The organism is Hydrogenophaga pseudoflava, assembly GCF_004353865.1.
GTDB lineage: Bacteria > Pseudomonadota > Gammaproteobacteria > Burkholderiales > Burkholderiaceae_C > Hydrogenophaga > Hydrogenophaga pseudoflava.
In genome coordinates, this window is sequence record NZ_CP037867.1 from 3,395,893 (window position 1) to 3,412,323 (window position 16,431).

The following is a 16,431-nucleotide window of genomic DNA, read 5'->3' on the forward strand; positions in this document are numbered from 1 at the left end:
GCGTGACAGGATTGGCAAATCCCTGGGGCGTTTTGCCACGACCAGATGGCAGCGGTCAGTCGAACACGATCTCGGCGCGCCGCTCGTGGGCCTGCGCCATCCAGCTGGCCAGCGCCGCATCGGTGGGGAAAAACAGCGCCCGGTCGTCCAGCTGCAGCTCGCAGCGCGCGCCGGCGCGCTCGATCATCAGCCGCACCCCCAGCCCACGGACCAGTTCGCCCTGCTCGGTGTCTTCGCGCCGGGGCGGGAAGTCGCGCACCAGCTGGGCAATGGCCGGTGCGTGGCCGTTGACCGCCACGCGCAGGTACTTGCCGAAACGACAGCGGGCGGCCGCCAGGTCCCAGATCTGCTGGATCTTCAGCCGCAACCCGCCGGAGAAGCGGTCCGGCTGCACGGTCGCCTGTACGACCAGCAGCTCGTCGTCCTTGAGCAGGTGGCGGTACTGGTTGATCAGGTGCTCGTCGGCACTGACCTCCAGCACGCCGCTCTTGTCGTCGAGCTTGAAGAAGGCCAGCTTGCCGCGCTGTCCGTTGATGACGCGGAAGTCCGAGACGATGCCGGCCAGGATCACCGGGTCGCGGCTTTCCTTCACGTCGGCCAGCGGCGTGCGCGCGAAGCGCCGCACCTCGCGCTCGACCTCGTCGAACAGGTGGCCCGAGAAGTAGAACCCGATGGCGGTCTTCTCGTGCGTCAGCCGCTCCTTCACACCCCAGGGCGTGGTGGTCTCGTAGGCCGGCTCCTGCGTGCTGGAACCATGGTCGTCGCCGCCCAGCATGTCGAAAAGCCCGCCCTGGTGGGCGTTGGCCTGGGTGGCCGCGGCGTACTCGAAGGCCACGTCCAGCGAGGCCAGCAGCTCGGCCCGGTTGAGGTTGAGCGCATCGAAGGCCCCCGCCTTGATCAGCGCCTCCACCGTGCGCTTGTTGATGCGCTGGCGGTCCACCCGCAGGCAGAAATTGAACAGGCTGGTGAACGGGCCTTTTTCGTCGCCGTTCGGGCCTTCGCCGCGCCCTTCGCGCGCCGCAACGATGGCTTCGATCGCCTGCTGGCCCGTGCCCTTGACGGCCCCCAGGCCGTAGCGGATGAGCTTGTCGGTGACCGGCTCGAAACGGTAGCCGCCGCGGTTCACGTCGGGCGGCTCGAAGGCCATGCCCATCTTGCGCGCGTCCTCCCACAACACCTTGAGCTTGTCGGTGTCGTCCATTTCCACGGTCATGTTGCCGCAGAAGAACTCGGCCGTGTAGTGCACCTTGAGCCAGGCCGTGTGGTAGGCCAGCAGCGAGTAAGCGGCGGCGTGCGACTTGTTGAAACCGTAGCCGGCGAACTTCTCCATCAGGTCGAAGACCTCGTCGGCCTTCTGTTCGCTGATGCCCTTCTCGGCCGCGCCCTTGCGGAAGATCAGGCGGTGCTCGGCCATCTCCTCGGGTTTCTTCTTGCCCATGGCCCGGCGCAGCATGTCGGCGCCGCCCAGCGAGTAGCCGCCCAGCACCTGGGCGGTCTGCATCACCTGCTCCTGGTAGACCATGATCCCGTAGGTCTCGGCCAGCACCGGCTCCACCAGGGGGTGCGGGTACTCGACCACCTCGCGCCCGTGCTTGCGCGCCACGAAGCTGGGGATCAGGTCCATCGGGCCTGGGCGGTAGAGCGCGTTCAGGGCGATCAGGTCTTCCAGCCGGCTGGGTTTGGCGTCGCGCAGCATGCCCTGCATGCCGCGGCTTTCAAACTGGAACACGGCCTCGGTCTGGCCCTTGGAGAACAGCGCGTACACGGCCTTGTCGTCCAGTGGCACGTCCTCGAAGCGGAAGTTCTCCTGGCCCTTGTGGCGCTTCATGATGAACTCGCGCGCGATCTCCAGGATGGTCAGCGTGGCCAGGCCCAGGAAGTCGAACTTCACCAGGCCGATGGCTTCCACATCGTCCTTGTCGTACTGGCTCACCGCCGATTCGCTGCCCGGCTGCTGGTAGAGCGGGCAGAAGTCGGTCAGCTTGCCCGGCGCGATCAGCACGCCACCGGCGTGCATGCCGATGTTGCGGGTCATGCCCTCGAGCTTCTGCGCCAGCTCGATCAGGGTCCTGACGTCCTCTTCCTTCTCGATGCGCTCCGCCAGGATGGGCTCCATCTCGATGGCGTAGTTGTTTTTGTCGCCCTCCTTCTTTGGGTTGGGCGGGTACTGCAGCGTCACGCTCATCCCCGGCTTGTTGGGGATGAGCTTTGAGATGCCGTCGCAGAAGCCGTAGGAGAAGTCGAGCACCCGGCCCACGTCGCGGATGGCCGCGCGCGCGGCCATGGTGCCGAAGGTGGCGATCTGGCTCACCGCGTCCTTGCCGTAGCGGTCCTTCACGTAGTCGATCACCCGGTCGCGATTGGACTGGCAGAAGTCGATGTCGAAGTCGGGCATGGAGACCCGCTCCGGGTTCAGGAAGCGCTCGAACAGCAGGTTGTACTGCAGCGGGTCGAGGTCGGTGATGAGCAGCGCGTAGGCCACCAGCGAACCGGCCCCGGAACCCCGGCCCGGCCCCACCGGGCAGCCGTTTTCCTTGGCCCACTTGATGAAGTCCGACACGATCAGGAAGTAGCCCGGAAACCCCATCTTCAGGATGGTGTTGAGCTCGAACTCCAGCCGCTCGACGTAGCGCGGGCGCTGCTCCTCGCGCTTGGCCTCGTCGGGGAAGAGGTGCTTCAGACGCCCTTCCAGTCCCTCGTAGGACACGTGGCGGAAGTACTCCTCCACCGACATGATGCGGCCGTCCACCGGCGGGATCGGAAAGTTCGGCAGCTGCGGCTTGCCCAGCACCAGGGTCAGGTTGCAGCGCTTGGCAATCTCCAGCGTGTTGGCGATGGCCGAGGGGATGTCGGCGAACAGCGCTTCCATCTGCGCCGAGGACTTGAAGTACTGCTCGCGCGTGAAACGGCGCACCCGGCGGTTGTTGGCCAGGATCTCGCCCTCGGCGATGCAGACCCGCGCCTCGTGCGCCTCGTAGTCGTCCTCGGCCAGAAACTGCACCGGGTGCGTCGCCACCACCGGCAGGTGCAGGCGCGCGGCGAGCTGCACCGCGGCGATCACATGGCGCTCGTCGTCGGCACGGCCCGCGCGCTGCAGCTCGATGTAGAACCGGTGCGGGAACAGGCTGGCCAGCTGCAGCGCCAGGTCGGCGGCGCGCTGCGCATCGCCCTGCACCAGCGCCTGCCCCACGGGGCCGGCTTGCGCGCCGGAGAGCATCAGCAGGCCGGCGTTGAGTTCCTCCAGCCATTCGCGCTGCACCACCGCGCCGGCCCGGCCGTCGCTGCGCGTCCAGGCGCGGGCGAGCAGCTCGCTGAGGTTGAGGTAGCCCTGCTTGTCCTGCACCAGCAGGATCACGCGCGGCGCCGGCGGCTGGTGGGCACCGGGCATGGCACCCGGCGTTTCGTCGGTGAAGCCGGCCAGCGACACCTCGGCCCCCAGCACCGGCTTGACGCCGGCCCCGCGGGCGGCCTTGTAGAACTTGACCGCACCGAACAGGTTGTTGAGGTCGGTGATCGCCAGCGCGGGCTGGCCGTCGGCCTGCGCCGCGGCCACAGCGTCGTCGATGCGGTTGGTGCCGTCGACGACGGAAAACTCGGTGTGCAGGCGCAGGTGGATGAACATCGGTGCAAACGGCCCGCGGGTGGCGGGCGGAAAAAATCAGGGCGCCTTGTCGGCGTTGTGCGCCTTCCAGGCGCGGATGGCGTCGGCGATGGTGGCCTTGTCCTCGCCGGCCAGCGCGTGGCGGCGCCAGAGGAATTCGCCCAGGAACATCAGGCCGATCAGCGGGCCGCCCAGCAGGTAGGCGAAGGTCGACCAGACCGGCGTGGGTGCCCACAGGAACAGCGCCACCGACACCAGGGCCATGACCAGGAAAAACAGGCTCCAGGCGATGGTGACCCCGCGGGTGTAGACCAGTTGCCGGGCCGACAGCACCCCGCCGTGGACCAGCCGCGCCATCTGGGTCACCAGCGACTCGCCCGGCCCCCGCAGGGTGCGGCCGAACACCACCGCCATCAATATATAGACGCCGGTCTGGTCCAGAAAGAACAGCAGCGGCACGCGGGCGGTGAGCCAGGGCCAGGCGCCGACCAGCAGGGCCGCCATCAGGGCCAGGCCCGTCAGGCCCAGCCAGCGCGCCGGCAGGCTCCACAGTCCCAGCACCAGGGCCGTGACCACCGGCGCCAGCGCCAGGGCTGCGCCCCAGCCGGAGGGTTCGCTCTGCCCGGCCGCCATGTGCGAGGCCACGGCCCAGGCCACCGCCACCAGGGCCGCTGCCAGGCCTTTGATCCAGGGCCAAATGGAGGAGGCCGCCGGCGGGGGCAGTTCGGTCGTCGAAGGGGGCATGGGGTGGGGGGGTGCGCGCCAGCAGGCGCCATACAGGACAGAGCGGTGATTTTACCGGGGGGTGGCCTGTCCGCAGCCCCCGCTTCGCTACCTACAATGCCCGCCACCACCCCACCCACCCACCGATCACCGTGCCCATTCCTCCGCTTCGCGTCCAAGCCTTCACCGCCGTGTCGGCCCTGGGCGACGGCCAGGCGGCGATGCGGGACGCGATCGCGCAGGGTCGCAGCGGCCTGCGACCACTCGGACCGCACGACTTCGGCGCCAACCCGATGGCCGAGCCCCTGGACACCTGGGTCGGCCGCGTCGACGGGCTGGACCAACCCCTGCCGGCGCGCTGGGTGCACTGGGACTGCCGCAACAACCGCCTGGCCTGGCGGGGCCTGCAGGCGGACGGCTTTGTGGATGCGGTCGGCGCCGTGGTGCAGCGCCACAGCGCCGCTCGGGTGGCCCTGGTGCTCGGCTCGTCCACCGCCAGCATCGGCGCCACCGAGGACGCCTACCAGGCGCTCGACGCGACCGGCGTGTTCCCGCCCCAGCCCGACAACCCGGCGTTGCACACCTTGCATTCGCTCACCGGCTTTGTGCAGGAGGCGTTGGGCCTGCAGGGCCCGGCGCTCACGGTGTCCACCGCCTGCTCGTCGAGTGCCAAGGTCTTTGCCGCCGCGGAGCGCCTGATCCGCCTGGGGCTGGCCGACGCGGCGGTCGTGGGCGGGGTCGACAGCCTGTGCGGCAGCGTGCTGTTCGGCTTCCATGCGCTGCAGCTGGTCTCGCCCGAACCCTGCCGGCCCTTCGACGAGGCGCGCCGGGGCATCAGCATCGGCGAAGCCGCGGCCTTTGCCCTGCTCGAACGCGGCGCCGGTGGCCTGCAGCTGCTGGGCCACGGCGAGTCCAGCGACGCCCACCATCTGTCCGCCCCCGACCCCGACGGCGCGGGTGCCGAGGCCGCGCTGGACCAGGCGCTGGCCCGCGCGGGGCTGGGCACCGGCGACATCGGCTTCGTGCACCTGCACGGCACCGCCACGCCCAAGAACGACGAGGTCGAGGCGCGGCTGATCGGGCGGCGCTTTTCCCCTGGCACACCGGTCAGCTCCACCAAGGGCATGACCGGCCACACGCTGGGCGCGGCCGGCGCCCTGGGCGCGGTCTTCAGCCTGCTGGCGCTGGAGCACGGCCTGCTGCCCGGCACGGTGAACACCCGCGACCCCGAGGCGGGCCTCCAGGGCCGGCTGCTGCTGGCACCGCGGGAACAGCGGGTGCGCGCAGTGGCCAGCCACGCATTTGCCTTCGGCGGCAGCAACTGCGTGCTGGTGTTCGGTCGCGCCGACGGAGCGGATTCATGAGCCGGTTCAGCGCCAACATCGACGGCCTCGCGCTCTGGTCACCCACCCTGCCGGGCTGGACGGTCGCACGTTCCGCGCTGCGGGGCGAGGCCGCTCCGGCGGACCCGCCGCTGCCGATTCCACCGCCCAGCCAGCTGCCACCGGCCGAGCGGCGCCGGGCACCGCAGACCGTGGCGCTGGCGCTGGCCGCCGCCCACGAAGCGGTGGCCGCCTGTGGCCACGACCCCGCGCAACTGCTCGCGGTGTTTGCCTCGGCCCACGGCGACCTGCCCGTGATCGACGAGCTGTGCCGCACCCTGGTGCACACGCCCACCCTGGTGTCGCCCACCCGGTTCCTGCACTCGATCCACAACGCGCCGGCCGGGTTCTGGAGCATGCTCACCCGCAACGGCCAGAGCAACACCGCGGTCAGCGGCGCCGCGCACAGCTTCGCCCACGGCCTGCTGGAAGCGCTGGTGCAGTGCCAGGCCGAGCAGCGGCCGGTGCTGTACGTGGCCTACGACACCGCCGCCGTCGGCGCCCTGACCAACACCACCCGCAGCCAGGGCGCACTGGCCGTGGCGCTGGTGCTGGCGCCGCAGGCCGGGCCGGCCCGCACCGCGCGGCTGGACTGGCAACTGCGCCCCGGCGCCACCGAGGCGCCGGCCGCCCGCAGCCCCGCCGCGCAGGCGCTGGGCCGCAACGCCATGGCGCCCGCCCTGCCCCTGTTCGAGGCCCTGGCCGCCGCGCAACCGGCGCGGCTGGTCTGGCCGCTGTCGGCCCACCAGTCGCTGGACCTGCTCATCGCCCTCTGAACCCCTCGGTTTCCCCGTTCCGCAGGCCGCCACAACGAAGCAATGCGGCGATACTGCCGCCATGAATCCGCAACACCCTCCCCGCGACGTCGTCATCCTCGGTGGTGGACTGGCCGGCCTGACGCTGGCCCTGCAGCTGCGCCAGCGCGAGCCCGACCTGGACATCCTGGTGCTGGAGCGCCGCGCAGGCCCGGCGCCCGAAGCCGCCCACAAGGTGGGTGAATCGACGGTCGAGGTCGGTGCGCACTACTTCGACAAGGTCGTGGGGCTGGGCGATCACCTGCGCGAGCGCCACCTGCGCAAGTTCGGTTTCCGCTTCTTCTTCTCCGAAGGCCGGCGCGACCTGGACCAGGTGACCGAGATCGGCGCCAGCCGCCACCTCTCCGTGCCCAGCTACCAGATCGACCGCGGCATCTTCGAGAACTTCCTGGTCGAAGAGGCCCGCCGCCGCGGCATCGAGGTGATCGAGGGCTCCATGGTGCGGCAGATCCACCTGGCCGAGTCGTCCGCCGACCCGGCCGCCCTGCACCGGGTGGGCTACTCGCTGGGCACATCGCCACACGAGGTGGACAGCCGCTGGGTGGTCGACGCCTGCGGTCGCGCCGGCCTGATCAAGCGCAAGCTCGGTCTGGCGGAGCCGAACAACCACGCCGCCCACGCGATCTGGTTCCGGATCAAGGACCGCATCGAGATCGACCGCTGGACCGACAACGCCGAGTGGCGCGGGCGCTGCGACCCGCCGGCGCGCTGGCTCTCGACCAACCACCTGGTCGGTGCGGGCTACTGGGTCTGGCTGATCCCGCTGTCTTCGGGCTCGCACTCGGTCGGCATCGTGGCCGACCCGGCCATCCACCCGCTGGACACCATGGACACCTTCGAGAAGGCCATGGACTGGTTCCAGACCTACCAGCCGCTGCTGTTCGACGAGCTGGACGGCAAGCGCCACCTGCTGCAGGACTTCGCCTTCTTCAAGCGCTTCTCCTACGGCTGCAAGCAGGTCTATTCGGCCGACCGCTGGGCGCTGACCGGCGAGGCCGGGCTGTTCCTCGACCCCTTCTATTCACCAGGCAGCGACTTCATCGCCATCAGCAACACCTACATCACCGAGCTGGTCAGCATGGACCGGCGCGGCGAGCGCCTGGGCGCGCGGGTGCAGGTGTTCGACCAGCTGCTGCACTCGTTCTACGAGAGCACGCTGGCGCTCTACCAGGACCAGTACCCGATCTTCGGCGACCCCGAGGTGCTGCCGGTCAAGGTGATCTGGGACTACACCTACTACTGGGGCGTGCTGGCGCAGTTCGTCTTCCACGACCGGCTGGCCGACCTGTCGTCGCTGGCCGCACTGCGCACCGAGCTGGCCCAGTGCCAGGCGCTCAACCGAGCGGTGCAGGACTTCCTGCGCGCCTGGTCGGTGGTCAGCGAGAAGCGCAACCCCGCGGTGATGCTGGACCAGGCCACCCTGCCCTGGTTCGCCGAACTCAACCGCAGCCTCAACGACACACTGGACGCCGCCGGCTTCGTGGCCCGCATCCGTGCGTCCAACGCCCAGTTGCACACGCTGGCCGGGCAGATCCTCGGTCGCGCCCTGGCCGACCATCCGGGGCTCGACACCGGCGCGCTGGGCCGGCTGGTGGCGCCCGACCCGGCCGCCAATGACCCGGCCCGCGCCCTGCTGCCGGGCCGGCTGCCCGAGCCGGTCGGCTGAGGGCGACGGACTATGATGCGGGGCTTCCGCCGGCACCCGCCCGGCGGCTTCCGCATTGCATTCCGAATCCCACGCCATGAACACACCGGTCCCGGGCAGCGTCAGCGCCCCTTCCTGCGATGTGCTGGTCATCGGCGGCGGCCCGGCCGGCTCCACGGTGGCCAGCCTGCTCGCCGAAAAAGGCCACCAGGTGGTGCTGCTCGAAAAGGCCCACCACCCGCGCTTTCACATCGGTGAATCGCTGCTGCCCGCCAACCTGCCGCTGTTCGAACAGATGGGCATTGCCGACGAGATCAAGGCCATCGGCATGCACAAGCCGGGTGCGGAGTTCGTCTCCATGGAGCACGGCCGCGCCCAGACCTTCTATTTCGCCGACGCCTGGGACAAGTCCATGCCCGCCGCCTACCAGGTGCGGCGCGCCGACTTCGACCACATCCTGTTCCGCCATGCGCGCAACAAGGGCGCTTTGGCGCTGGAGGGCGTCAAGGTCACCGGGGTTGAATTCCTGGACGGCGGCGGCGCCCATGTCAGCGCCATGGACGCGGATGACCAGGCGGTGCGCTGGCGCGCGCGCTTTGTGGTCGACGCCTCCGGGCGCGACACCTTCCTGGCCAACCGCTTCCGCATCAAGCACCGCAACCCGCGCCACAACAGCTCGGCCCTCTACGCCCACTTCCACGGCGCCGACCGCGGTGAAGGAGAGGAAGAAGGCAACATCCGCATCTTCTGGTTCGCGCACGGCTGGTTCTGGTTCATCCCGCTGACCAACGGCACCACCAGTATCGGCATGGTCACCTGGCCGTACCACATGAAGTCCAAGGGCTCGCGCAGCCTGCAGGAGTTCATGATGGACAACATCGCCACCTGCCCGCCGCTGGCCGAGCGCCTGTCCATGGCCACGCAGGTGAGCCCGGTGGAAGCCACCGGCAACTTCTCTTACGTCTCCGAACGCAACCACGGCCAGAGCTACCTGATGCTCGGCGACGCCTATGCCTTCATCGACCCGGTGTTCTCCTCGGGTGTCTGGCTCGCCATGCACAGCGCGGTGGTGGGCGCCGACACCATCGACACCTGCCTGCGCCAGCCGCAGCGGGCCGCAGCCGCGCTCAAGCGTTTCGACCGGGTGATGCGCCACGGGCCCAAGGAGTTCTCCTGGTTCATCTACCGCGTCACCAACCCGATCATGCGCGACTTCCTGATGGGTCCGAAGAACGTGTTCCGCGTCAAGGAAGCCATCCTGTCGGTGCTGGCGGGCGACGTGTTCGGCAAGACCCCGATCTGGCGCTCGATCCTCATATTCAAGGCGATGTACTACATCGCCAACATCACCCAGCCCCGACGCGCGTTCAGGGCCTGGCAGCGGCGCCGCTTCAACATCCGCAAGGTGGACGACCCCGCCATGTACAACGCATGAAGACCCTGCTCCGCCTCGCGTCCGCACCGGGCATGGCCGGCCTGCTCCTGGGCCTGGGTGCCACCGCCCCGGCCCATGGCGCGGAAGACAAGCCGCTGTGGGAAGCCGGCGCCGGTGTGGCGGCGGTGAGCTTTCCGGCCTACCGCGGCTCGGACCAGCGCCAGGCCTTCGTGCTGCCGACGCCCTACTTCGTTTACCGCGGCGAGTTCCTCAAGGCCGACCGCGACGGCGTGCGCGCCGAGCTGTTCGATTCCGACCGCGCCGAGCTGACGGTCTCGGCCGCGTTGTCGCCGCCGGCGTCGAGCGAGGACATCCGGGCACGCGCCGGCATGCCCGACCTGCGCGCCAACTTCGAGGTCGGCCCGCAGCTGAACCTGACCCTGTGGCAGACCGAGGGCAAGGCACGCCAGCTCAAGCTGCTGCTGCCGCTGCGCGCGGCCTACACGCTGGAACGCAACCCGAAGAGCCTGGGCTGGGTGCTGCACCCCAAGCTCAACCTGGACCTCACCGACCTGTCCGGTCTGCCGGGCTGGAACGTGGGCCTGCAAGCCGGCCCGCTGTTCGGCGACCGCAAGCAGCACCAGTATTTCTATGGCGTCGACGCCGCCTACGCCACCGCCGACCGAGCGGCCTACCGGGCCGGCGCCGGGTTCGCCGGCATGCAGTACCTGGTGGGTGTCTCCAGGCGCTTCGGCAACCAGTGGGTGGGCGCCTTCCTGCGCTACGACAACCTGCGCGGCGCGGCCTTCGAGGCCAGCCCGCTGGTGCGCACGCGCAACTACGTGGCCGGCGGCGTGGCGGTGTCCTGGGTGCTGGGCGAATCGAGCGAGCGCGTACCGGTCGATGAATGACACGCTGCGGCCACGTGGTCCGCTGTGGACCCTGTACGAGCACCTGGCCATGCACGTCGGCCTGGGTGCCCTGGCGCTGCTCTGCCTGACCTGGCTGCCCTTTGCCATGCTGCTGCACCCGCTGCTGCCGCGGCCCGTGGGCCAGCGGCTGGGCCGGCGCGTGATCGCGGCGGGTTTCCGCTTCTACCTGGGCCTGCTGCAGCGGCTGTGCGCCTGCCGCTTCGACCTGTCCGAGATCGAGGGCCTGCGCCATGAGCGCGGACTGGTCATCGCCGCCAACCACCCCTCCCTGCTCGACGCGGTGATCATCGTCTCGCAGCTGCCTGATGCGATCTGCGTGATGAAGGCGAGTCTGATGGACAACCCGCTGTTCGGCTCGGCCGCCCGGCTGGCGCGCTATGTGCGCAACGACGGCATCCTGCAGATCATCGCGGGGGGCTGCGAAGCGCTGCAGCAGGGCACCCACCTGGTGCTGTTCCCCGAGGGCAGCCGCACCGTGCACTTCCCGGTCGACCCGCTGCAGCCCACCACGGGCATGATCGCCCGCCGCGCCGGTGTCCCGGTGCAGACCGTGCTGCTGGACTTTTCCACCGCCTATCTGGGCAAGGCCTGGCCGCTGCTGCGCCCGCCGGTGCTGCCGCTGACCGTGAAGGCCCGCCTGGGCCGGCGCTTCGACGCCCCCACCGACCACATGGCCTTCACCACCGAGCTGGAGGCCTATTTCCGCCGCGAGGTCCAAGCGCCCGCCGCCCCAACCGCATGACCGCTTCTCCTTCGAGCACCCACCTGGTCCTGATCCCCAGCTACAACCCCGGCCCGGGCGTGCTGGACACCGTGCGCCAGGCCCGCGCGCAATGGACACCCGTGTGGGTCGTCGTCGACGGCAGCACCGACGGCACCGACCGGCTGCTGCAGGCCGAAGCCGCCCGCGACCCCGGGCTGCGCGTCATCGTGCTGCCCCACAACCAGGGCAAGGGTTCGGCCGTGCTCGCCGGCATCGAACAGGCCGCGCGCGAGGGCTTCACCCACGCGCTGACCATGGACTCCGACGGCCAGCACCCGGCCGACCTGATCCCCACCTTCATGGCCGCCTCGCAGCGCGACCCGGGCACCATGGTGCTGGGCAAGCCGGTGTTCGGCCCCGAGGCCCCGGCCCTGCGCGTCAACGGCCGCAAGGTCTCCAACGGCTGGGCCAACCTGGAAACGCTGTGGATGGGCGTGGGCGATTCGCTCTACGGCTTCCGCGTCTACCCTATCGCGCCGCTGGCGAAGATCATGCGCGGCAACCGATTCATGCGCCGCTTCGACTTCGACCCCGAGGCCGTGGTGCGGCTGTGCTGGGCCGGCGTGCGGCCGCTCAACATCGACGCCCCGGTGCGCTACCTCAGCGCGGAAGAAGGCGGCGTCTCCCACTTCAAATACCTGCGCGACAACACCCTGCTGACCTGGATGCACACCCGCCTCTTCATCGGCTTCGTGCTGCGGCTGCCGCTGCTGGTCTGGCGACGTCTTTTTGGATCGGAACACTGACATGAACAACCCCAGCCAGGGCAAAGGCGCGCTCAAGGACGACCCGCGCCTGCGCCCCTATTTCAAGAGCGAGGGCGAGCGCCGCGCGCTCACCCAGACCATGTTCAACCAGGCGGCCGGCGGCTACGACAGCGCCGAGAGCCTGACCGCCCTGGGCAGCGGCGCCTGGTACCGGCGCGACGTGCTCAAGCGCAACGGCCTGTCCGCCGGCATGACGCTGGTGGACGTGGCGGCCGGCACCGGACTGGTCACGGTGGCCGGCGTCGAGCTGGTCGGCCCGACGGGCCGGGTGATCGCGGTCGACCCCTCGCCCGGCATGCTGGCCGAGCTGCGCAAGAAGGTGTCGGTGGAGACCATCGAGGCTTTCGGCGAGGCCATTCCCCTGCCCGACGCGCAGGCCGACTTCGTGTCCATGGGCTATGCCCTGCGCCATGTCGACGACCTGGACAAGGTCCTGTCCGAGTACCTGCGCGTGCTCAAGCCCGGCGGCAAGGTCTGCATCATGGAAATCAGCCGCCCGCGCGGCCGCCTGCTGCGCGGCCTGCTGCGCTTCCACATCTCGGTGCTGGTGCCGCTGATGGCGCGGCTCACCGGCCGGCACGCGGACGTGCAGAAGCTCTGGGCCTACTACGGCGACACCATCGAGGCGGCGCTGGACCCCGAGACCATCATGGACGCCCTGCGGCGCGCCGGTTTCGCCGACGTGGGCTGCTCGGTGTCGCTGGGCATCTTCCGCGAGTACACCGGGGTGCGCCCGGCATGAACACCACCGAGATCTTCCTGATCGCGATGCTGATCATCTTCAGCCTGCCCTGGCTGGTCTGGAGAGTCTTCAACACCGACTACTTCGCGCCGCTGGTGGTGGTGCAGATCATCATGGGCATCCTGCTCGGGCCCGGGGTGCTGGGCAAGTGGTCACCCGAGTACTACCAGTTCGTGTTCACGCCAGCGGTGGTGCAGTCGCTCAACGGCATCGCCTGGTGGGCGGTGATGCTGTTCGTGATGATCGCGGGCGTCGAGCTGGACCTGGCCCAGGCCTGGAAGCACCGGCGCGAGAGCGGCATCACCGCCGGACTGGCGCTGGGCTCGCCGCTGCTGCTGGGCTGCGGCGCCGCGCTGGTGCTGCTGCAGTTTCCGGGGTGGATGGGACCGCTGGCGCAGCACTGGCAGTTCGTTCTGGGCATCGGCATGGCCTGCGCGGTCACCGCGCTGCCGATCCTGATCCTGCTGATGGAGAAGCTGGAGATCCTGCGCCACCCGCTGGGCCAGCGCATCCTGCGCTACGCCAGCCTGGACGACATCGCCATCTGGGGCGTGCTGGCGCTGATCCTGATGGACTGGAGCCGCATCGGCAAGCAGGTGGTCTTCCTGATCGCCTTTGTGCTGCTGGGCTGGGGCTTCCGGCGCCTGATGGCCTGGCTGCAGGAGCGCGACCGCTGGTACGTGGCGCTGATCTGGCTCGCGGCCTGCGGTTTCGGCGCCGACTGGGCCGGCCTGCACTACATGGTGGGCGCCTTCCTGGCCGGCGCCATCATGGACGCGCACTGGTTCGATCAGGACAGGCTCGACCAGCTGCGCCACCACGTGCTGCTGGTGATGATGCCGGTGTTCTTCCTCTCCACCGGCCTGCGCACCAACTGGGCCGTCGGCGGTGCCGAGGTGTTCGCCGCGGCGGCGCTGCTGCTGTTCGTGTCGGTGGCGGGCAAGCTGATCGGCGTGCGCATCGCCGGCCGCGTACTGGGCTGGGGCCCGGGCGAGGCCAGCGTCATCGGCTGGCTGCTGCAGACCAAGGCGCTGATCATGATCATCTTCGCCAACATCCTGCTGGACAAGCAGGTCATCACCAGCGAGACCTTCACCGCCCTGCTGCTGATGGCCGTGGCCAGCACCATGCTGACGGTGCCGGTGGTGGCGCCGAGGATGTCGGCGCACCGCTGAACGCGGGCCCGATCAGCTGCGCGCGCAGCCCACGCGCTCGACGCTGATCGCGCCCATGACCGACACGCCGCGCCCGGCGTTGTCGCCCAGCACCGAAGTGCCCGAGGTGGCCGACGCGAGGTGGGCGTCGCAGTGCAGCTTGATGCGCAGCCCGCCGCCCACGTTGACCGCCGCGCGCAGGCAGTACCAGCCATTGGGGTTGAGCAGTTCCATCTCGCTCTCACCCAGCACGTTCACGCCGGGCTGCACCACCACGAGCACGGGAAAGTCGGTGACCTCGCGGTCTGCCACCGACGAGCCGCGACCCAGCACCCGCACCGCACCCGACACGGTGCGCAGCGGCGGCGTGTCGGTGAAGGGGTGCTGGCTGCCCCAGGCCCGCATGCAGGCCTGGGCGGCGCTCTGCACGGTGTCCGTTTCCTTGGCGTGGGCGGTGGCCGTCAGCAACGCCGACAACACCAGCACACAGCTGGAAACTGGCAGGGTCAGCAAACGCTTCTTCATGGCCATGGCTCGGACACTCCTTGGTTTTTTTCAGATCATCGCGCCATTGATCGAAATCACCTGTCCCGAGATGTATCCCGCCTGGTCGGAGGCCAGGAAGGCCACCAGGTGCGCCACCTCGGCGGGCTGGCCCACGCGCTGCATCGGCACCATGCGCTTGACGGCGTCGGCGTCGAACGTGCCCTCGATCATGCCGGTGGCGATCAGGCCGGGTGCGACCACGTTGACCGTCACTCCGCGACTCGCCAGCTCCAGCGCCAGCGACTTGCTCGCCGCGTGCAGCGCGCCCTTGGCGGCAGCGTAGTTGACCTGCCCCCTGTTGCCCGCGACGGCGGCGACCGACGAGACGCTGACGATGCGGCCCCAGCGGGTGCGCATCATCGGCATGGTCAGCGGCTGGGTGACGTTGAAGAAGCCGTTGAGGGACACGTCCAGCACGCGATCCCACTGCTCGCCGGTCATGCCGGGGAACACGGCGTCGTCGTGGATGCCGGCGTTGTTGACCAGGATCTGGATCGGCGCAACCTCGACCAGCGCCTCCAGCGCGGCGGCAGTGGCGGCGCGGTCGGTGATGTCAAACGCGACAGCCTCGGCGCTGCCGCCAGAAGCCTTGATCTTCTCCGCCAGCGCCTGGGCTTTCTCCAGGCCGCGGTTGGCGTGCACGATGACGTGGTGGCCATCGGCCGCCAGGCGTTCGCAGATGGCGGCGCCGATGCCGCCGCTGCCACCGGTGACGAGGGCGCGGCGGCGCTTGGTTTCTGTGTTCATAGGGACTGGGCGTCGAGCACCACGGAGGCGCGGCCGTCGAGCAGGCAGCGCCCGCCGCAGTGGAGGGAGAACTGGTAGAGGATCAGGCGCGCGTCGCCCGAGAGGCGCTCGGCCGTGACGGTGAGCGGGCCGCCCGCGTCGTCGAGCCGGTCGGTGTGCAGGCTCAGGCCGCGCACGCTGGTGAGGTAGCCCTGGGTCGGCGCCGCGTCGCTCGGTGCCAGCAGCGCGCCGTGCACCGCCATCGCCTGCGCCGCGTATTCGACGCCGGTGGCGGCGCCCAGGCGGGCTGCGTCGCGCAGCGGGTTGGCCGGGTCGGTGTGGCTGATGGCCTCGCAGACGATGCGCTGATCGCTCCATTCGACCACGCGCTCCAGCAGGCACATCGTGCCCTTGTGCGGCACATGGGCCTCGATCCAGGCGTGGTCCAGCGACGCGCTCAGCATGGCTGCCAGCCCACCTGCAGCTGCATGGGCGCGAGGTAGTCGAGCACCGCCTCGCCGCCCTGCCCGGCCGCCACGCGGCGCAGCAGCGGCAGCGCGCGCATGGCAGGGATCGATGTGCGCAACGCCTCCAGCGAGGCGTCGGGCATGGGTTCGGCGGCCTCGGTGGTCGGCGCCACGGTGAGCACGCCCAGCGCGCCCTCGGCATCTGGCGAGAGCAGCAGCGCCACGGCGCCGCAGTCGGGCGTGTCGCGCTTGGCGCGCAGCGGCTCGGGGTACTCGCTGTCGTAGGCGATCAGCAGCACCGGCTGGCCATCCACCGCCACCTGCGCCAGCGCGTCCAGCAGGCCCGCGCCGAAGCTGGCGTCGTAGGCGCCGATCACCTGGCACGGCGCCATCGCGCGGGTGGCGATGCCCCAGTAGCCGGCGGCCGCGTTATGCACCGAGTTGTGGAAGCGCGTGGGCGAAATCTGGCGGTCCTCGCCCGCCAGCTGCTCGCACAGCGCGTGGCAGTTGTGGCCGTCGGCGCCGGAGGCGGAGAACACGGTCGCCAGCGTCGACGCGTCGGCCCCGGCCTGCTTCACCGCTTCAAGGCCCACACCCAGCGACAGCTTGATGACGCGGCTGGCACGGCGGCGTTCGGCCGGCGGCAGCAGCTCGGGCACGGGCAGCAAGGTGGGGGCAGGCGTGTGGCCTTGTTCACCGCGCAGCACGGCGGCGGCGATGGCCCAGTCGGGCAGTCCGGGGGCGATCAAGCCGATGCCGGTGACAAAGGCTTGCAGCGGTTTCATGGCCGTGC

Annotated in this window: 15 protein-coding genes; 9 read left to right on the forward strand and 6 right to left on the reverse strand. The window is 69.9% G+C overall.

What is annotated here, in order from left to right:
• Window positions 1-55: 55 nt before the first annotated feature.
• Together dnaE and HPF_RS16290 are read right to left on the reverse strand one after the other, a co-directional pair.
• Window positions 56-3,622 (reverse strand): DNA polymerase III subunit alpha, encoded by a 3,567-nt coding sequence (dnaE, locus tag HPF_RS16285; protein ID WP_079367208.1) that lies wholly within the window; start codon window positions 3,620-3,622, stop codon window positions 56-58.
• Between the two features lie 36 nt (window positions 3,623-3,658).
• Window positions 3,659-4,345, reverse strand: coding sequence for a COG4648 family protein (locus HPF_RS16290; protein ID WP_133157203.1), 687 nt, complete (start codon window positions 4,343-4,345; stop codon window positions 3,659-3,661).
• A 137-nt stretch (window positions 4,346-4,482) separates the two neighbouring features.
• Here HPF_RS16290 and HPF_RS16295 point away from each other — a divergent pair, with 137 nt between their 5' ends.
• From HPF_RS16295 to HPF_RS16335, 9 genes are all read left to right on the forward strand, one after another.
• Window positions 4,483-5,688: a beta-ketoacyl-ACP synthase gene (locus HPF_RS16295; protein WP_133158142.1), complete on the forward strand. Its 1,206-nt coding sequence runs from the start codon at window positions 4,483-4,485 to the stop codon at window positions 5,686-5,688.
• The gene (locus tag HPF_RS16300; protein WP_133157204.1) at window positions 5,685-6,482 is read left to right on the forward strand and encodes a beta-ketoacyl synthase chain length factor; all 798 of its coding nucleotides are present in this window, start codon (window positions 5,685-5,687) and stop codon (window positions 6,480-6,482) included. The genes HPF_RS16295 and HPF_RS16300 overlap by 4 nt, the downstream gene beginning before the upstream one ends.
• Before the next feature lie 61 nt (window positions 6,483-6,543).
• Entirely contained in the window at window positions 6,544-8,187 is a 1,644-nt protein-coding gene (locus tag HPF_RS16305) for an NAD(P)/FAD-dependent oxidoreductase (RefSeq protein WP_133157205.1), read from the forward strand.
• Between the two features lie 76 nt (window positions 8,188-8,263).
• Window positions 8,264-9,601, forward strand: a complete 1,338-nt coding sequence (locus HPF_RS16310) for an NAD(P)/FAD-dependent oxidoreductase (RefSeq protein ID WP_079367204.1) — start codon at window positions 8,264-8,266, stop codon at window positions 9,599-9,601.
• Complete coding sequence (locus tag HPF_RS16315; protein ID WP_133157206.1) at window positions 9,598-10,452, forward strand: MipA/OmpV family protein; 855 nt, start codon at window positions 9,598-9,600, stop codon at window positions 10,450-10,452. The genes HPF_RS16310 and HPF_RS16315 overlap by 4 nt, the downstream gene beginning before the upstream one ends.
• Window positions 10,445-11,215: a lysophospholipid acyltransferase family protein gene (locus tag HPF_RS16320; RefSeq protein ID WP_133157207.1), complete on the forward strand. Its 771-nt coding sequence runs from the start codon at window positions 10,445-10,447 to the stop codon at window positions 11,213-11,215. Before HPF_RS16315 ends, HPF_RS16320 begins: the two co-directional genes overlap by 8 nt.
• Complete coding sequence (locus tag HPF_RS16325; RefSeq protein ID WP_127804983.1) at window positions 11,212-11,982, forward strand: glycosyltransferase family 2 protein; 771 nt, start codon at window positions 11,212-11,214, stop codon at window positions 11,980-11,982. Before HPF_RS16320 ends, HPF_RS16325 begins: the two co-directional genes overlap by 4 nt.
• A 1-nt stretch (window position 11,983) precedes the next feature.
• Entirely contained in the window at window positions 11,984-12,745 is a 762-nt protein-coding gene (locus HPF_RS16330; protein WP_133157208.1) for a class I SAM-dependent methyltransferase, read from the forward strand.
• Entirely contained in the window at window positions 12,742-13,920 is a 1,179-nt protein-coding gene (locus tag HPF_RS16335; RefSeq protein WP_079367199.1) for a cation:proton antiporter, read from the forward strand. Before HPF_RS16330 ends, HPF_RS16335 begins: the two co-directional genes overlap by 4 nt.
• Window positions 13,921-13,932: 12 nt before the next feature.
• On the opposite strand, the gene HPF_RS16340 is transcribed toward HPF_RS16335, so the two are convergent.
• From HPF_RS16340 to HPF_RS16355, 4 genes are read right to left on the reverse strand one after another with little or no spacing between them, the layout of a single operon-like run.
• Window positions 13,933-14,430: a hypothetical protein gene (locus HPF_RS16340; protein ID WP_133157209.1), complete on the reverse strand. Its 498-nt coding sequence runs from the start codon at window positions 14,428-14,430 to the stop codon at window positions 13,933-13,935.
• Between the two features lie 24 nt (window positions 14,431-14,454).
• On the reverse strand, window positions 14,455-15,192 hold the full coding sequence (gene fabG / locus HPF_RS16345) for a 3-oxoacyl-ACP reductase FabG (protein ID WP_133157210.1): 738 nt from the start codon (window positions 15,190-15,192) through the stop codon (window positions 14,455-14,457).
• Window positions 15,189-15,635, reverse strand: coding sequence for a hotdog family protein (locus tag HPF_RS16350; RefSeq protein WP_133157211.1), 447 nt, complete (start codon window positions 15,633-15,635; stop codon window positions 15,189-15,191). The genes fabG and HPF_RS16350 overlap by 4 nt, the downstream gene beginning before the upstream one ends.
• Entirely contained in the window at window positions 15,629-16,423 is a 795-nt protein-coding gene (locus tag HPF_RS16355; RefSeq protein WP_133157212.1) for a beta-ketoacyl synthase chain length factor, read from the reverse strand. Before HPF_RS16355 ends, HPF_RS16350 begins: the two co-directional genes overlap by 7 nt.
• Between the last annotated feature and the right edge of the window lie 8 nt (window positions 16,424-16,431).